General features: G+C 41.1%; 19 protein-coding genes. 9 read left to right on the top strand and 10 right to left on the bottom strand.

From position 1 onward, the window contains the following. Window positions 1-94 precede the first annotated feature (94 nt). Window positions 95-1,129 (top strand): recombinase RecA, encoded by a 1,035-nt coding sequence (gene recA, locus ACO1XM_RS06225; protein WP_486226954.1) that lies wholly within the window; start codon window positions 95-97, stop codon window positions 1,127-1,129. Window positions 1,130-1,225: 96 nt separating this feature from the next. Here recA and ACO1XM_RS06220 read toward each other — a convergent pair whose 3' ends face one another. Both ACO1XM_RS06220 and ACO1XM_RS06215 read right to left on the bottom strand, forming a co-directional pair. Beyond that, a complete protein-coding gene (locus tag ACO1XM_RS06220) occupies window positions 1,226-2,491 on the bottom strand; it encodes an ABC transporter permease (protein ID WP_486226952.1) in 1,266 nt (421 codons plus the stop codon). Window positions 2,492-2,640: 149 nt separating this feature from the next. Next, window positions 2,641-3,900, bottom strand: a complete 1,260-nt coding sequence (locus ACO1XM_RS06215) for an ABC transporter permease (RefSeq protein ID WP_486226950.1) — start codon at window positions 3,898-3,900, stop codon at window positions 2,641-2,643. A gap of 229 nt (window positions 3,901-4,129) precedes the next feature. On the opposite strand from ACO1XM_RS06215, the gene queA reads away from it, so the two are divergent. After that, window positions 4,130-5,176 carry a tRNA preQ1(34) S-adenosylmethionine ribosyltransferase-isomerase QueA gene (gene queA, locus ACO1XM_RS06210; protein WP_486226948.1) on the top strand — a complete coding sequence of 349 codons (1,047 nt, stop codon included), beginning with the start codon at window positions 4,130-4,132 and terminating at the stop codon, window positions 5,174-5,176. A 103-nt stretch (window positions 5,177-5,279) separates the two neighbouring features. Here the strand turns inward: queA and ACO1XM_RS06205 are convergent, their stop codons facing one another. After that, window positions 5,280-5,537: a hypothetical protein gene (locus ACO1XM_RS06205; RefSeq protein WP_486226946.1), complete on the bottom strand. Its 258-nt coding sequence runs from the start codon at window positions 5,535-5,537 to the stop codon at window positions 5,280-5,282. A 24-nt stretch (window positions 5,538-5,561) separates the two neighbouring features. Here ACO1XM_RS06205 and ACO1XM_RS06200 point away from each other — a divergent pair, with 24 nt between their 5' ends. After that, complete coding sequence (locus ACO1XM_RS06200) at window positions 5,562-6,239, top strand: 2-C-methyl-D-erythritol 4-phosphate cytidylyltransferase (protein WP_486226944.1); 678 nt, start codon at window positions 5,562-5,564, stop codon at window positions 6,237-6,239. A gap of 142 nt (window positions 6,240-6,381) precedes the next feature. On the opposite strand, the gene ACO1XM_RS06195 is transcribed toward ACO1XM_RS06200, so the two are convergent. Beyond that, window positions 6,382-6,603: a DUF2795 domain-containing protein gene (locus ACO1XM_RS06195; protein WP_127122931.1), complete on the bottom strand. Its 222-nt coding sequence runs from the start codon at window positions 6,601-6,603 to the stop codon at window positions 6,382-6,384. Between the two features lie 239 nt (window positions 6,604-6,842). On the opposite strand from ACO1XM_RS06195, the gene ettA reads away from it, so the two are divergent. From ettA to ACO1XM_RS06180, 3 genes are all read left to right on the top strand, one after another. Next, window positions 6,843-8,525: an energy-dependent translational throttle protein EttA gene (gene ettA, locus ACO1XM_RS06190; protein WP_486226942.1), complete on the top strand. Its 1,683-nt coding sequence runs from the start codon at window positions 6,843-6,845 to the stop codon at window positions 8,523-8,525. A gap of 208 nt (window positions 8,526-8,733) precedes the next feature. Next, window positions 8,734-9,102, top strand: coding sequence for a DMT family protein (locus ACO1XM_RS06185; protein WP_486226940.1), 369 nt, complete (start codon window positions 8,734-8,736; stop codon window positions 9,100-9,102). Between the two features lie 60 nt (window positions 9,103-9,162). Beyond that, window positions 9,163-10,227 (top strand): copper resistance protein NlpE N-terminal domain-containing protein, encoded by a 1,065-nt coding sequence (locus tag ACO1XM_RS06180; RefSeq protein WP_486226938.1) that lies wholly within the window; start codon window positions 9,163-9,165, stop codon window positions 10,225-10,227. Window positions 10,228-10,251: 24 nt separating this feature from the next. On the opposite strand, the gene ACO1XM_RS06175 is transcribed toward ACO1XM_RS06180, so the two are convergent. Beyond that, window positions 10,252-10,725, bottom strand: a complete 474-nt coding sequence (locus ACO1XM_RS06175) for a DUF456 domain-containing protein (RefSeq protein ID WP_486226936.1) — start codon at window positions 10,723-10,725, stop codon at window positions 10,252-10,254. Window positions 10,726-10,845: 120 nt separating this feature from the next. On the opposite strand from ACO1XM_RS06175, the gene ACO1XM_RS06170 reads away from it, so the two are divergent. The 3 genes from ACO1XM_RS06170 to ACO1XM_RS06160 are packed head-to-tail and all read left to right on the top strand — an operon-like array spanning window position 10,846 to window position 12,940. Beyond that, complete coding sequence (locus ACO1XM_RS06170) at window positions 10,846-11,205, top strand: YciI family protein (protein ID WP_486226934.1); 360 nt, start codon at window positions 10,846-10,848, stop codon at window positions 11,203-11,205. Between the two features lie 8 nt (window positions 11,206-11,213). Next, on the top strand, window positions 11,214-11,642 hold the full coding sequence (locus tag ACO1XM_RS06165; protein ID WP_486226932.1) for a nuclear transport factor 2 family protein: 429 nt from the start codon (window positions 11,214-11,216) through the stop codon (window positions 11,640-11,642). A 29-nt stretch (window positions 11,643-11,671) separates the two neighbouring features. Continuing rightward, window positions 11,672-12,940, top strand: coding sequence for an RNA polymerase sigma factor (locus ACO1XM_RS06160; RefSeq protein WP_486226930.1), 1,269 nt, complete (start codon window positions 11,672-11,674; stop codon window positions 12,938-12,940). On the opposite strand, the gene ACO1XM_RS06155 is transcribed toward ACO1XM_RS06160, so the two are convergent. Genes ACO1XM_RS06155 through ACO1XM_RS06135 form a run of 5 tightly spaced genes read right to left on the bottom strand, consistent with a single transcriptional unit; the run spans window position 12,926 to window position 16,148 of the window. Beyond that, the gene (locus ACO1XM_RS06155; RefSeq protein WP_486226928.1) at window positions 12,926-13,816 is read right to left on the bottom strand and encodes a 1,4-dihydroxy-2-naphthoate polyprenyltransferase; all 891 of its coding nucleotides are present in this window, start codon (window positions 13,814-13,816) and stop codon (window positions 12,926-12,928) included. The two genes, ACO1XM_RS06160 and ACO1XM_RS06155, sit on opposite strands and share 15 nt — an antisense overlap. A 46-nt stretch (window positions 13,817-13,862) precedes the next feature. Then, window positions 13,863-14,327 (bottom strand): 3-oxoacyl-ACP synthase, encoded by a 465-nt coding sequence (locus ACO1XM_RS06150; RefSeq protein ID WP_486226926.1) that lies wholly within the window; start codon window positions 14,325-14,327, stop codon window positions 13,863-13,865. A gap of 8 nt (window positions 14,328-14,335) precedes the next feature. Continuing rightward, window positions 14,336-14,851 (bottom strand): glutathione peroxidase, encoded by a 516-nt coding sequence (locus tag ACO1XM_RS06145; RefSeq protein ID WP_486226924.1) that lies wholly within the window; start codon window positions 14,849-14,851, stop codon window positions 14,336-14,338. A gap of 1 nt (window position 14,852) precedes the next feature. Then, window positions 14,853-15,341, bottom strand: a complete 489-nt coding sequence (locus ACO1XM_RS06140; protein WP_486226922.1) for a glutathione peroxidase — start codon at window positions 15,339-15,341, stop codon at window positions 14,853-14,855. Window positions 15,342-15,380: 39 nt separating this feature from the next. Further along, a complete protein-coding gene (locus tag ACO1XM_RS06135) occupies window positions 15,381-16,148 on the bottom strand; it encodes a hypothetical protein (protein WP_486226920.1) in 768 nt (255 codons plus the stop codon). Window positions 16,149-16,167: the final 19 nt, after the last annotated feature.

The raw sequence follows: 16,167 nt of genomic DNA, 5'->3' as shown, positions 1-16,167 counted from the left end.
CAATTGATGTCGCAAGCGCTTTTGGGGCTTTTTAATTAGCCGCCCAGTCGCGTACTTTGACCTAACTAAATTGTAATGAATAAATAATAGATATATGAGTGACGCAAAAGAAAAATTAAAGGCCCTTCAACTGACGATCGATAAACTGGAGAAGACTTATGGTAAGGGTACCATTATGAAACTTAGCGATGAGCGCGTAGTAGATATTCCTGCGATTTCAACAGGGTCTTTAGGTTTGGATATAGCCTTGGGGATTGGTGGTATTCCAAGAGGCAGGGTAATCGAAATATATGGCCCGGAATCGTCTGGTAAGACAACGCTTACCATGCACATGATTGCTGAAGCACAAAAGAAGGGTGGTTTGGCTGCGTTTATTGACGCTGAACATGCCTTTGATAAGTCCTATGCCGAGAAACTGGGCATCGACACAGAGAACCTCTTGATTTCTCAGCCTGACAATGGTGAGCAGGCTTTAGAAATTGCCGATCACTTGATTCGTTCTGGTGCAATCGACATCATCGTTATCGACTCGGTTGCAGCCCTTGTACCTAAAGGCGAATTGGAAGGTGAAATGGGTGAAAGCAAAATGGGCTTACAGGCACGTTTAATGTCGCAAGCCTTGCGTAAACTGACAGGTACCATTGCTAAAACGGGATGCTCTTGTATTTTCATCAACCAGTTACGCGAGAAAATCGGTGTGATGTTCGGTAACCCTGAGACAACGACAGGGGGTAATGCTTTAAAGTTTTACGCTTCAGTACGTCTTGACATCCGTAGAATAGGACAGATTAAAGATGGTGATGATATTAATGGAAACCGTACAAAGGTGAAAGTGGTGAAAAACAAAGTAGCGCCTCCTTTCAAAGTGGTTGAGTTCGATATCATGTATGGAAAAGGTATTTCCAAAGTAGGTGAGATTGTTGACCTGGGTGTTGAGTTAAATGTAATTCAAAAATCAGGTTCATGGTTCTCTTACAATGGCAACAAACTGGGTCAGGGTCGTGATTCTGTTAAGCAATTGATTGAAGATAATCCGGAACTTTCTGAGGAACTGGAGAAAAAGATTAAAGATCTGGTGATGGTTGCCAAAGATAGTGGCAAGCCGGTATTGGCTGAGGAGAAAGAATAGTTCCTTCGAGACTTAAGACAAAAGACGTAAGTAGTAAGACTAAAGAATCATAAGATTCTATCTTATTACTTACGTATTTCTACTTATGTCTATAATCTAGTTAGAACGTATTGCCGCCACAGGATCTAACCGTGCTGCCATGGCTGCAGGTACTATACCTGACACCAAACCGATTACAGTAGACACACCCAAACCAAGTACGATATTCTTAATGGTGAGTACTACCTCTAAACTACCCATAGGAATAAAGGTGATTAGCCATACCAGAAACAAACCAGCAAGTCCACCTATTAAACTCAGAAACACAGCCTCGAATAAAAACTGAAAGAGTATAAAATAATTTTTGGCGCCTAATGATTTTTGCAAGCCAATAATACTGGTGCGTTCTTTCACAGAAACAAACATGATGTTGGCAATACCAAAACCACCTACTAAAATAGAGAAGCCACCAATTACCCAACCGGCCAATCCAACAACATCAAACAAACTACCGATTACATTGGCAATGGCCTCCGGGCGATTAAGTGCGAAGTTGTCTTTCTCTGTTGGCTTCAACCCTCTGCGCCCGCGCAAGTAGCCACGCATTTCATTTTCTAATTCAACTAAACCTATATCCGTTTCTTTTCCTTTAATACCAATGCTCGATCCAGTTTCATTCCAGCGACCTGTACCTGTTTGGTATAAACCTCTGAACGCTTTATAGGGGATTACACATGCATAATCATTACTGGGTGTGCCTATAAAACTCTCGCCTTCTTTTTTTACTACACCTATTACAATGTATTTCAGGTTCTTTATTTTCACTTCTTGTCCAATAGGGTTTTCGTTATTTGGAAAAAGTGCCTTGGCAACTTCATGCCCCATCACCACTACATTTCTTCCACCCTCCAGTTCGTCTAAAGTAAAGTATCGTCCATTGTCAATATTTACTTCAAATATTTTATCGTAACCTTCACTTCCGCCTACCAGCATGATCTGACCAATGCTGCTGCTTTTTCTTCTGATAACCATGTTACCTTTTCTGGCAAGGATGGCAATCGCATCTGCATTTTTTAAATTAGCCTGAAGAAATTTGTATTCGTTGTAGCTGGGGTTTGGCCTACGCCAGAAATCCCACCACTTGTATTCTCCGTTGTTATCTGCAGTGTATGGCCACTTATCTACATACACAACGCCCGTGCCCAAAAAGTCAAAGCTGTCTTTAATATTTTTCTCCAGCGAGTCAACAATGGTTAACACAGCTATGATTGCAAAAATTCCTACAGTAACTCCCAGCAGCGAGAGTATGGTTCTGAGTAAGTTCGATTTCAGGGCGTTAACTGCGAATCGAAAACTTTCAAAAATCTGACGGACTAAGAACATAGGTTTTGTAAAATTTCAAACTCAAATTAAGCAATAAACATATTTGTTGTTGGTGGGTCGTTATTGGTTGTTCGTATTAATTTCAAATAACTACTAAAGGTCATCCAACAACGATCAACCAGCAACAAATAACGATCAACAATCAACCATTAAGTTGAACGAATCGCTGCTACCGGATCTAAACGCGAAGCCATGGCTGCAGGTACAATGCCCGACACTAAACCGATTACTGTAGACACACCCAAACCCAGCACTATGTTTTTCACCGTTAATACAACCTCTAAGCTACCCATCGGTATAAAAGTAATTAGCCACACGAGAAATAACCCGCCCAAGCCTCCGATCAGGCTGAGAAACACCGCTTCGAATAAGAATTGAAAAAGTATAAAATAATTTTTCGCACCCAAGGATTTTTGCAAGCCTATAATACTGGTTCGTTCTTTCACAGACACGAACATAATGTTGGCAATACCAAAACCGCCAACCAAAATAGAGAAGCCACCAATTACCCAGCCAGCCAAACCTACTACATCAAATAAACTCCCGATGGCATTGGCAAGTGCTTCAGGTCTGTTCATTACAAAAGTATCTTTATCTCTTGGTTTCAAACCGCGTTTAGATCTTAACAAACCCCTGGTTTCATTTTCTAATTCAACCAAGCCAATGTCGCTTTCAAAACCTTTAATGCCTATTCTCGATCCGATTTCGTTATAGCTTCCCGTGCCTGTCAGGTACAACCTTCTGAAGTTGTTGTAAGGAATAATTGTGGTGTAATCGTTACTGGTGAAACCCATAAAGCTTTCGCCCTCTTTTTTAGTAACACCTATTACAACGTATTGTAAATTTTTAATCTTAACCGATTGGCCAATGGGGTCTTCTCCGTTGGGAAATAATCCGTTGGCTACTTCATAACCAATTACCACTACATTTCTACCTGCCACTAATTCTTCTGGTATGAAATAACGCCCCCTCTCAATATTTACTTCAAAAATGCCATCATATCCTTCACTACCACCCACCAACCTGATACCACCAATGGTATTGCTCTTGCGCCTCACCAACTGACCTCCACGACCGGCAAATATGGCAATGGAACTTTGATGCTTCAATGTTGATTGAAGAAAACGATATTCGTTGTAAGAGGCATTGGGTCTTCTCAGATACTCCCACCAGGCAAAGTCAGGATCGGTATTAAAAGGCCATTTTTCAACATAGATCACACTGCTTCCAAGGAAGTTAAGGCTGTCCTTGATATTTTTCTCGAGGGAATCAACCATGGTTAGCACGGCTATAATGGCGAAAATACCCACTGTAACTCCCAGGAGCGACAGAATGGTACGTAAAAGATTAGATTTGAGAGCAGTAATGGCAAACCTGAAGCTTTCAAGAATTTGGCGTACTAAAAACATAAGCAGTATGTCGGAGGCTAAGCACTAAAATTACGGCTATGACTGCCTTTTGACCTTTTTTGTTACAAAAATTTGCCTTTGCGAGCACCAATCGCTTAAAGTGACCTTATTTTTGCGCCCTTAAAACTATTGTAAACCGCTAAAATCCGCCCTTATATGGCGGAACCTTCCTAACAAGGTTTTGCAGGATGAGGCCTGCAAAAAAGCATTAAATGTTAGCCCGTAAGCTATGAAGTTATCCGAATTCAAATTCGAACTGCCCCAAAACCTGATTGCCATGGAACCTGCCGATAACCGCGATGAGTCGCGTTTAATGGTAGTACATCGCGACAGCGGTAAAATTGAACATAAGGTTTTCAAAGACATTGTTAATTATTTCGATGATGGTGACATGATGATTGCCAACGACACCATGGTTTTTCCTGCGCGACTGTATGGCCGTAAAGAAAAAACAGGTGCTAAAATTGAAGTTTTTCTGTTGCGCGAACTGAATGCCGATATGCACCTCTGGGATGTGTTGGTGGACCCTGCACGTAAAATACGCGTAGGCAATAAGTTGTATTTTGGCAATGGCGATTTAGTGGCCGAAGTCATCGACAACACAACATCACGCGGAAGAACCATTCGCTTTTTATTTGATGGCACTTCTGCCGATTTCGATAAGGTAATTGAAACTTTAGGCGAAACACCTCTTCCTAAGTACATCAAACGTAAAATCAAACCTGAAGACAAGGAACGCTTTCAGACAATTTTCGCAAAGCACAAAGGCGCTGTATCTGCCCCTACTGCTGGCATGCACTTTACACGCCAGTTGGTAAAGCGTTTGCAATTGAAAGGTGTAGACATGTCGTACATTACCCTGCACATTGGCTTGGGTACTTTCCGTCAGGTAGACGTAGAGGACCTGACTAAACACAAGATGGATTCTGAGAATTTTATTGTAGGTGAAGAAACAGTGAATGCTGTTAACAAAGCCCTTGACAATAAAAATCGCGTTTGTGCTATTGGCACTACCACCATGCGGGCATTAGAATCATCTGTATCGGCTACAAATCGTTTGAAACCACGCGATGGATGGACTGATCGTTTCATCTTCCCGCCTTACGATTTCAAAATCTGTAATGCCATGGTAACGAACTTTCACCAGCCCGAATCAACTTTATTGATGATGACCGCAGCCTTCGGTGGTTTTGAATTAACCATGGAGGCCTATAACGTAGCCAAGAAGGAAAAATATAAATTCCTTACATATGGCGATGCGATGCTGATCATTTAAACTCCAGAATTCAGAATGAGAAAATAGAATTCAGGATTTAGAATAGTGAAGTAAAGAAGTAGAGAAGCCATTTCAATGAAATGGCTTCTCTCATTTTAAACATTTACATAATCTTTTCTTCTCTGATCAGATAAATGAAGAATGAAACGGCTACCGGGTAAACTAAGAGGTAAACCATTGAAAAGGGAATGATTCTGAAAATGATGGCTAAGGGCACGATCAATAGTACACCTCCGGCAAACCAGATTACGCGCTTTTTGGCAGCGGGCATGTCCCTTTTGTATAATTGAATCATGTTGTAAACCAGCAAGGTTATAACCACAACATTAAAAAGAAGCACTAAAAAACGAAGTATAACCATAGCAATTGATATTTTAGTAAAAATATGAATTTAAAAGAATACGCACTTATTGTGGCCGGTGGCAAAGGCACACGCATGAAAACCAAATTGCCTAAGCAGTTTTTAGCACTGAATGGTTTACCCGTACTCATGCATACCATCAACGCCTTTTATCGATATAATGAGAATACTGAAGTTATTCTTGTATTGCCAGAGGATGACTTTCAGCTATGGGAAGAACTGTGCCTTAAACATAATTTTAAAAAAAACATCAAACTTCAAAAAGGTGGCGATTCACGTTTTCAATCTGTAAAAAATGGTTTGAGTCTGATTGAAGGTGAAGGCCTGGTGGCAATTCATGATGGTGTAAGACCTTTGGTAAGTGAAGACATCATTGGCGCCTCCTACCGGCTGGCTGCGGTGCATGATTCTGCCGTAGCCGCTGTGCGTTTAAAAGAGTCCATTCGTATGACCGATCAGGACAATACCAAAGCCATGGATCGTTCACGCTTCCGTTTAATACAGACACCGCAAACCTTCAAAACCAATTTGATCAAGCAAGCCTACGAGGGTAAAGAAGATGCCAGCCTGACTGACGATGCCAGTGTAGCAGAACGCGCTGGTCATGTTATTTCACTATTTGAAGGCAGCTACGAGAACATTAAGATAACCACTCCAGAAGACCTGGTGGTGGCGAAGGCGTTGATGGATGCTCGAGACTAGACGTAAGATGTTAGACATAAGACTTTAAGCAAGCTAGAGGCTCGAAGCTAGTGGCTGAAAAAGAAAAAGCCTCCCATCAGGAGGCCATCTTCAAAATATGATTTAAATAATGAACGAATCAACGCATTAGCTTATCACCGAATCAATATTCATCTTCATTAAAGAAGAAATCCTCTTTGGTCGGGTAATCCGGCCAGATCTCCTCAATACTTTCAAAAGGTTGACCATCGTCTTCCAACTCTTGCAAGTTCTCAACTACCTCCAGGGGAGCTCCCGTACGGATGGCATAGTCAATCAACTCTTCTTTAGTAGCCGGCCAAGGCGCATCTTCCAGGTAGGAGGCAAGTTCGAGAGTCCAGTACATAGTATAAGCCTTTAATTTTCCGCAAAAATAGAATTAATCTGATAGAAACAAACTACTTGCCAGGCCTGTCATCTATTAACTATCGACCGCTTGACAAAAAGTTGATTTCAATGCTTTAAAACCGCTTTTTGTAACCTAAAGTTTCAGATTAATCGCACTTAATTATTGGGCTTCGGTCTACAAACTGTCGACTGTCACCTACTTTTTCCCATATTTGCCTTCTTATTTGAAAACTGATCATGGCTGACGAAAAAATAATCTTCTCGATGACCGGGGTGAATAAAATTTACCCTCCACAAAAACAGGTCTTAAAAAATATCTACCTCTCCTTCTTTTACGGTGCCAAAATTGGCGTACTCGGTTTAAACGGGTCTGGTAAATCATCATTATTGCGCATTATTGCCGGTATCGATAAAGAATTTCAGGGCGAGGTTGTTTCAGACTTAAGTTTTAGTGTGGGTTTGCTAGAGCAGGAGCCACAACTCGACAAAAGCAAAACAGTTAAGCAAATCGTTGAGGAAGGTGTTCAGCCCATCATGGATCTCTTGAAGGAGTTCGAAACCATCAATGAAAAATTTGCTGATCCGGACATCATGGAAAACCCTGATGCCATGGATAAACTGATTACCCGCCAGGGAGAGGTACAGGAAAAGCTGGACGCCATTGGCGCCTGGGAATTAGACAATAAACTGGAGCGTGCCATGGACGCCTTGCGTTGTCCGCCACCAGATGCTTCCATAGAACACTTATCGGGTGGAGAGAAAAGACGTGTGGCTTTATGCCGCCTGTTGTTGCAAGAACCTGATGTGCTTTTGCTGGATGAACCTACCAACCACTTGGATGCTGAATCTGTTTATTGGTTAGAACAACATTTAAAACAATATAAGGGCACTGTCATCGCAGTTACCCACGATCGTTACTTCCTGGATAATGTAGCAGGATGGATTCTTGAATTGGATCGCGGAGAGGGTATTCCATGGAAAGGAAATTATTCTTCATGGTTAGATCAGAAGCAGAAGCGATTGGCACAAGAAGAGAAATCTGAAAGCAAGCGTCAGAAAGCATTGGAGAGAGAATTGGAGTGGGTGCGCATGAATCCGAAAGGACGTCAGGCAAAAGGTAAAGCGCGTTTGAATAACTACGAGAAGTTACTTGGACAAGAGGGCCGCGAGAAAGAAGAAAAACTGGAGCTTTACATACCACCAGGTCCGCGCTTGGGTAATGTCGTGATTGAAGCACATGGTGTTGCCAAAGCGTACGGAGACAAGCTCTTGTATGAGAATCTGAATTTCACGCTACCCCCTGCAGGTATTGTAGGCATCATTGGCCCTAACGGTGCTGGTAAAACCACCTTATTCAAAATGATTACCGGTAAAGAAAAACCAGATGCCGGAACCTTTAAAGTCGGTGAGACTGTACAGATTGCTTATGTAGATCAGGAGCACGATGATTTAAAGCCTGAAGAAACAGTATTCCAGGCCATTACAGGTGGCAACGACCTGATCATGATTGGTGGCAAAGAAATGAATGCGCGCGCTTATGTTGGTAAATTCAATTTCGGAGGTAACGATCAGCAGAAAAAAGTAAAAGAACTTTCTGGCGGTATGCGTAACCGTGTACACTTAGCTATTGCCTTGAAACAAGGTGGCAACTTATTGTTACTAGATGAGCCTACCAACGATTTGGATGTAAACACACTGCGTGCATTGGAAGAAGGTTTGGAAAACTTCGGTGGTTGTGCTGTTATCATTTCTCACGACCGCTGGTTCCTTGATCGTGTATGTACACACATCCTCGCTTTCGAAGGCGACTCACAAGTATTCTGGTATGAAGGCACCTTTAGCGAATATGAAGAAAATAGACGCAAGCGTTTGGGTGACGAACAACCGCATAGGATTAAGTATAAGAAATTGGTGAAATAGACGTAGTGAGACGTTAGACGTTAGTAATAAGACATAGGACTTAAGTAGGGAGGTAGAAGATAGTTGCTTCCTAGCACATTGTGTTGGACTTCACATATTCCTCCTGAATTTTTATACCAATTACACCAAATTACTAACGTCTCACTTCTTACGTCTTACGTCTTATGTCTTATGTCTAGCTACTTTTGTCTTAACACTTAAGTCTCCAATGAAAGCCCTCTACACCATCATCCTCCTCACGCTCTCCAATGCCTTTATGACCCTCGCCTGGTACGGTCATTTAAAATTTAAAGACATGAAGTGGAGCGAGAGCCTTGGACTGATCAGCATCATTCTCATCAGTTGGGGCATTGCTTTGTTTGAGTACATACTTCAGGTACCGGCAAACCGGTTGGGCTTTAAAGAGAATGGTGGGCCCTTTTCGTTGGTCCAGCTAAAAGTTATTCAGGAAGTAATTACGCTCAGCGTTTTCGTTATCTTCTCCCTTGTTTTTTTCAAAACAGAAACATTCCGTTTCAACCATTTAATCGCCTTTGTACTGCTGATTCTGGCCGTTTATTTCATGTTTAAGAAGTGAACCTCACAAGCTTTTGTCTCCGGTAAAAATTCATTATCTTATAGTATTAAATCCGGAGCCATGAGAAAATTCGTCTGCCTTTTTATGTTATTAGCTGCATGTTCCACCCAGGGCAAAAAAGAAAAGCGAGAACCTATTACTGCGCAAAAAGTAATGGGCGCTTACACAGGCGTAACACCCTGTGCCGATTGCGAAGGCATCTATACAAAAATTGAATTCATCGATTCCATTACTTTTATTAAATCATCGAAATACTTAGGCAAAAGCAGTCGTGCTTTTTTTGACATGGGCCAATGGAATATTCAGAACGATTCTGTGCTGGTTACCACTGCGCATGGCAAACAACAACATTACTTGCACGAAAACAATGGATTAATTATGCTAAACCAGGATGGAAAGCGCATAAAGGGTGCGTTGGCAAATTACTATCGCTTAGATAAAGGGGAACCCGAAGGAAAGAAAGACAGAAGCAATGAAGTAAAAGCCGGTATCGATTTTATTGCACGCGGCAATGAACCCTACTGGAATTTAGAAATTGATTTTAATGGAATACTTCGCTTTACCACGTTGGAGAGCGATAGCATTGTTAGCAAAACGTCTTCACCTGTACTGGACGGCAACATTACACAACTACAGATCAGTGAAGGAGAAAAACAATTGTTTGTTAAATTTTCTCCTGTAGGCTGTATCAATAATATGACAGGTTCATATAGTGACTATGCTGTTGAAATCAATTTTAACAATGGCAAGCTTGAATCAGGATGCGGGGAGTTCATTAATCCTGCCTATCAACTTTCTGGTACCTGGCAATTGCTAAGTCTTAACGGAGAGGTTGCCAACGCAGAAGACTATGCCAGGGAATTACCCGAACTTAATTTCGAAGCCTTTGCACAAAAGGTAAGTGGTTATAGCGGTTGCAACAGACTGACCGGAACTTATAAAGCAGATGAAACAGGTTTGCTTAATTTTTTACCGCTTGCCACAACCCGTATGATGTGCATGGGTAAAAATAAAGAGGCTGCTTTTTTAAGTACACTCAGTGGTGTGAGCGCTTACAAGTTCGACTCAGATCATTTGCTTTTATTAAAGGGCGATGAAGTAGTCGCAGAGTTTGTCAGCAAATAAAACTATACCTGCGTTGGACCATCACTACCAAAGACTTATAATAAAGTAGTAGGTCATTATACCACAGACAACAAGTTTCAATAAAGTGCCTGTTAAAAAGCCTAAGAAAGAACCGATGGCTGCGCGTAGTGCTTTGTCAGTGTTTTGTACTGCTATCCATTCGCCTATAAAAGCACCCACAAATGGTCCGATAATAATACCCAAAGGCCCTAACCAGAAGCCTGCCAATAAACCCAGCGTGCAACCCCAGACACCTGAGTTGCTCCCACCAAATTTCTTAGTTCCGTAGATGGGTATAACATAATCCAGGATAGTCACGATCACCACTACTCCAGCCCAGATGAGCAGAAACTTTGTAGAAAAGGGCGATATCTCTCTTAATTGTAAAACTAAAAGTCCAGCATAAGTGAGCGGTGGCCCCGGTAACAAGGGCAAAAGACAGCCCACCAAGCCTGCCAGTACGAGTATAATTCCAAGTATAAGCCAGAAAACGTCCATTTTACTTCAGGTTTGATAAGCTTTCAGTAAATTAAAAAAATATTTTCACAGACATGTCCATATTCCTCCATACTGATCGTCATAGTGCCATAAAACAATAAACACTTAACGCAAAAAATTATGAAAGATTTCATGCTCGTTTTCCGCAACTCTCCTCAAAGTCAGGAGCAATTTGTAAACCAATCTCCAGAACAGATGCAGGCTGAAATGGCGCTGTGGAATGTTTGGATGAATAAATTAGCCTCACAAAACAAGTTGGTCGGAGGAGAACCACTCTTCCCGGAAGGAAAGGTTATTCATGGCACAAAAAAGAAAGTTACTGACGGTCCATTTGTAGAAGGTAAAGACGTAGTGGGTGGCTATGTAATCATTAAAGCAGAAAATTATGATGAAGCGGTCGCCCTGTCTAAAGATTGTCCGCAGTTGAATGCAGATGATGGTACTGTCGAAATTCGAGAGATCATGAAAATGGATCAGTAAAAACCAACATGAGAACAATATTACTATTGATGGTGTGGGCTATAACAGCCTGCACCTCCTCTACCCAAAGTCAGGAAGAAAAAAATATTGCCCATGTGCGCAGTATGTTTAACGCTTTTAACCGACACGACTGGAAAGCCATGAGTGAGCATTACGCTGACAGTGCTTTGTTTTTAGATCCGGCATTGGGTGCAGAATATGTACACCAGTTACGCTCCGAAACTGCTGGCAAGTATGCAGACATGGAAGCTATGTTTCCTGATATAAAAGATGAAGTAGTCACTATTTTCGCAAAAGAAGATAAAGTCGCTGTAGAGTTTATCTCTACCGGCTCATCCGGGGATAGCATTACATTCAAACTACCTATTAGCTGCATACTGACACTTAAAGACAATTTAATTGTTCGTGATGCCACGTATTATAATAATTGTGAATAATATTCAGTGGAGAAATGTAGGATCAAGTCTTGGAAAAAATTGTTCATAGTAATCTTAATCATTTATTCAGGCGTGAATACGGTAAGCTTATTGCTTCACTGACCAAAACATTTGGTACACATAATTTAACACTGGTAGAAGATGTAGTACAAGACACTTTATTAAAAGCACTGGAGACCTGGAAGCTCAAGGGTGTTCCGCATAATCCATCTGCCTGGTTATTCACCGTAGCGCGTAACAAAGCCCTTGACCTCATCCGCAGACAAAAACACCAGAAGGCGTTTGCAGCGCAGCTTACACCCTTACTTACATCTGAGTACACAGCGGCAGCAACCCTTCAGGAGGTTGTTAAAGAAAATAATATTGAGGACGAACAACTTCGCATGATGTTTGTCTGTTGCCATCCCTCGCTTGCTGAAGAAACACAAGTTGCGCTAATTCTTAAAACATTGTGTGGCTTTAGTATTGCCGAAATTGCTTCAGCTTTTTTAACCAATGAAGAAACTATTAGCAAAAGACTTTTCAGAGGACGCGAAAAATTCAGAGAAGAGAAAATTACTTTCGATCTACCTGCCGAAAAAGAACTTCCCGATCGTTTAGAGAATGTACTCACTGCCATCTATCTTCTTTTTAACGAAGGGTATCATGCCACACATGTTGCTGGCATTATCAGAGATGATTTAGTAGAGGAGGCATTACGACTCGGAAATTTATTGCGCTCTAATGCAAGCACCGATACACCATCCACCAAAGCACTTCTGGCACTTATGTGTTTTCATGCAGCACGCTTATATCAGCGTATCGATGAAAACGGGGCACTCTTGGCATTAAAAGATCAGGATAGAACCAAATGGAATAAAGATTTGATTTTGCAAGGTCAATATTTTCTAAAACAAGCTGCTTCCGGAGCGTCCATATCCTCTTATCATATTGAAGCAGCTATTGCATATGAATACTCAATTGCTCCTAGCTACGAACTAACCAATTGGAAGCAAATTGATGAGCTATACAAATCACTATTGACATTAAAGCCCCTCCCCCTACTCGAGTTTCAGCATGCTATTGTGAAGGCCGAATGTTATGGATACGAAGAAAGCTTAGATGATTTACAAAGACTTGAAACAAGCGGTATGTTTAGCAAAAATCATTTCTTCTACACTACAAAAGGTGAGTGGCTTTCAAAGCTCCAACGAAAAAAAGAAGCAGAAGAGAGTTTCGTAAAGGCCTGTGTACTGGCGAATACAAAAGCGGAGAAGGATTTTATTCTTAAAAAGATAGCATCACTAGGAAACCAATAAACCGATGCCAAATAACAGTACAAACAATAAAGTGCTGATGGCCATTTTCTTTAAATAAGGATCAAGCTGATCTGAAGGTTTATTCAATACTGCAACATTAATGGAATATAAAAATGGTGATGTAAGTAAAAATAGTAATTGCCAAACTGCTACATAATTGAGTACAACAAAAACTACTGCACTCAATAAGCCAACCATACTAATGGCCACATGGTAAATCGCGGCATTCTGTTTACCGATGCGTACCGGTATAGAATATTTACCTGCTTTTTGATCTGATTCAATATCTCTGATATTATTGATGTTCAATACTCCTATTGAAAACAATCCACAGCTCAAAGCAGGCAGCAACACCATCAGGTTAATCGTTTGTGTGAATAAGTAGTAAGAACCGCCTACACCCACGATGCCAAAGAATATCAATACAGAGATATCCCCCAGTCCTACATAACCATAAGGACGTTTACCAACTGTGTAGGCAATGGCAGCCACAATACTGAGTAAACCCAGACCAAAGAAGAATAGAAGTGCTGACCAATTTAAACCGAAGGATACCAGCAACAAGGTAATACCACTTGCTAATGAAAGTAATACAAACAACACCATTGCTTTACGCATTTGTGCTTTACTGATAGCTCCACTTTGTACAGCGCGCTTAGGCCCCTTGCGTTCTTCACTGTCAATGCCGCTTACGGCATCCCCATAGTCATTGGCGAGGTTCGATAAAATCTGCAAAAAGATAGTTGTGAGTACTGACAAAAGAAAAATATCGAAACGAAAGAAGCCTTCTGCTGCCGCTAAAAAACTGCCCATACCTATACAGGATATTGCTAAAGGGAGTGTTCTTAATCGGAAGGCGTGTAACCAGGCTTTCATTTTTTTACTATTAATTCTATTGCAAGATATGTCTTTTACTATTTTCTCATGCTATTTCTCGGATACTCAGTTGCTGTTTATTAAACATAAAAGTATCGCCTTGTTTTAATTTAAATAGGGTGAGCGCAATGGGCGCCTGTGCCGAAACCGTTAAAAAGGATTGGTCTCCGATCTCTACTTTACCTGCGCTGACCGCAACATAGAAATGAACTGAATCTGTTAACACTAAACTACCAAGTCCGATTCGTGTGTTATTAACTTGCGCAATAATACTTTCAGCAACACGCTTTAATTTCAATCCCTCTTCTAATTGTTCAGCCGCCTTATCACGCTCTATCTGCATCATCGCACGGGTAGTTTCATACTTATCGCCTGCACTACTCTTCTCTTCTGCATTCGCTGCGGCTTGTGCCGTTTCCATTGCCACACGTGCTGTTGCTATTCTTGCATCTGCGTAAGCGACACAATGCGCTTGTAGTTGTTGCTTGATTTGATGCAGTGCGTTACTCAAAAAATTGATTAATCTAATTTAGAAACAATGCTGGCGTCCAAAGGGCTGACTTTAGATGGATAGAAAATCACCTCACCATTTTTCTTCACCAGGTACTTACAAAAATTCCACGATGGTTCCTTGCCCGTCATCCCTGTAAGCCATTGAAAAATGGGGTGCTTCGCTTTCCCCTTTACGGATACCTTTTGTGCCATTGGGAAGCTAACTCCATAGTTTATCTGGCAGAATTCTGCTATGTCGTTATTGGTACCTGGTTCCTGCCAAAGAAAATTATTCGCGGGAAAGCCCAAGACCTTTACTTTGTTTCCATATTGTTCGTGCAGGCGCTGCAACTCTTCATACTGGTAGGTGAAACCACATTTGGAAGCCGTGTTCACTATTAGCAGGTTATCATCTTTAAAGTCCGACAACTTAACTTCCTTACCCGAAAGTGTGGTAAACGAATATTCAAAAATTGAATTTTTTGGTTTACCGATGCTTTTAACCCGCGATAATTTTTCTGATAAAAATGAAACAATCCCCATCTTACAAATCCTCAATAATTTCAATTGGATTAACACCAGATGCATAAAACTTGACAGTGCCATCGGCTTTGACTAAGTATTTGCAGAAATTCCAAGTGGGCTGTTTTCCCGTTTTCTCTTCCAGAAATTTGTATAAAGGGTGTTGATCATTTCCCTTCACTGATATTTTCTCGAACATTTGAAAGGTGACACCATAATTCGCTTTGCAAAAATCGGCTATCTGCAAATTTGTTCCGGGTTCCTGTCCACCAAAGTTATTCGCTGGGAATCCGAGGATGGTAATCTTATCACCATACTTTTCATGAAGCTCCTGAAGGTCTTCGTACTGCGGAGTGTAACCACATTTAGAGGCCACATTTACTATTAAAAGATTTTTGCCCTTATAGGCAGCAAAATCAATTTCTTTACCATCAATAGAGGGAAGTTTAAAATCATAAACGCTGCCAGTCGAAAGGGAAAATGCCATCATAAACAAAAGGAAGGATTTCATAGTCGTTTTTCTTTTAAACAGTTACCCTCTCTCAATTGTTCATTCAACAGGCACTAAACTTTTTCTAAGGTCCTGGGCAAGCACCAATGCCTCCTGGTAACGCTCAATACCATCTTCCAAATGAGATGTGGCCAGCAATAAATTATTTTTAGTCTGCACTGATGATAACACGGAGCGATTGACTACACTGCGTAGTGTATAGTTGATCGAAGGACTAAAGTAGTTATTCATGTCCAGCAAAGAATTACTGTATGTATCCTCAAATCGCTCGATAGTTTTGTAAAAGTGATAGTACTCTGCCAGTTTTATCCTAACCTCCGGATTGGTGATGACCGGAAGTTTCGTAGTGCTGATCATGGATAAATAGGTGTGGTTATCACCTTCGAAAGTATCAATAGATAAAATTGCCACTACTACAGATGCTAATGAGTCGCCCACAACAGATTCCCTTCCAAATTTTTCAACGTAAGGAATTAACACCTCATAATCTTCTTTAAGTCCTGCAAGGCTTGCTGTGAGTCGTGCAATGTCCTTGTCAACATCAATCGCCAGGTTATTAATGTAAAAATTTTCTTCTGCCAGTTCATCCTTGGCAGTCATCCAATTGTTAATAGCGAAGGCAATGGTTATGCCTATTATCAACACTAAAAGATCGAAGCCTTTGTTGGTTAACAGGCTCTTCCAAAAATTACGGGGCGGTTTGTTATGCCTGAAACGTTTATTGCCATTACCACCTTGCTTTTGGTTGGCTGGTCTGGCTTCATTGCCGCTCTTTTTCTGGTTCTGATTTGGGTTCTGGTCTCTCATAGATAAGTTGAAGATACAA

This window comes from Chryseotalea sp., assembly GCF_057350905.1.
The sequence above is the reverse complement of the archived record's forward strand: the minus strand, read 5'-3'. Positions and strand labels throughout refer to the sequence as shown.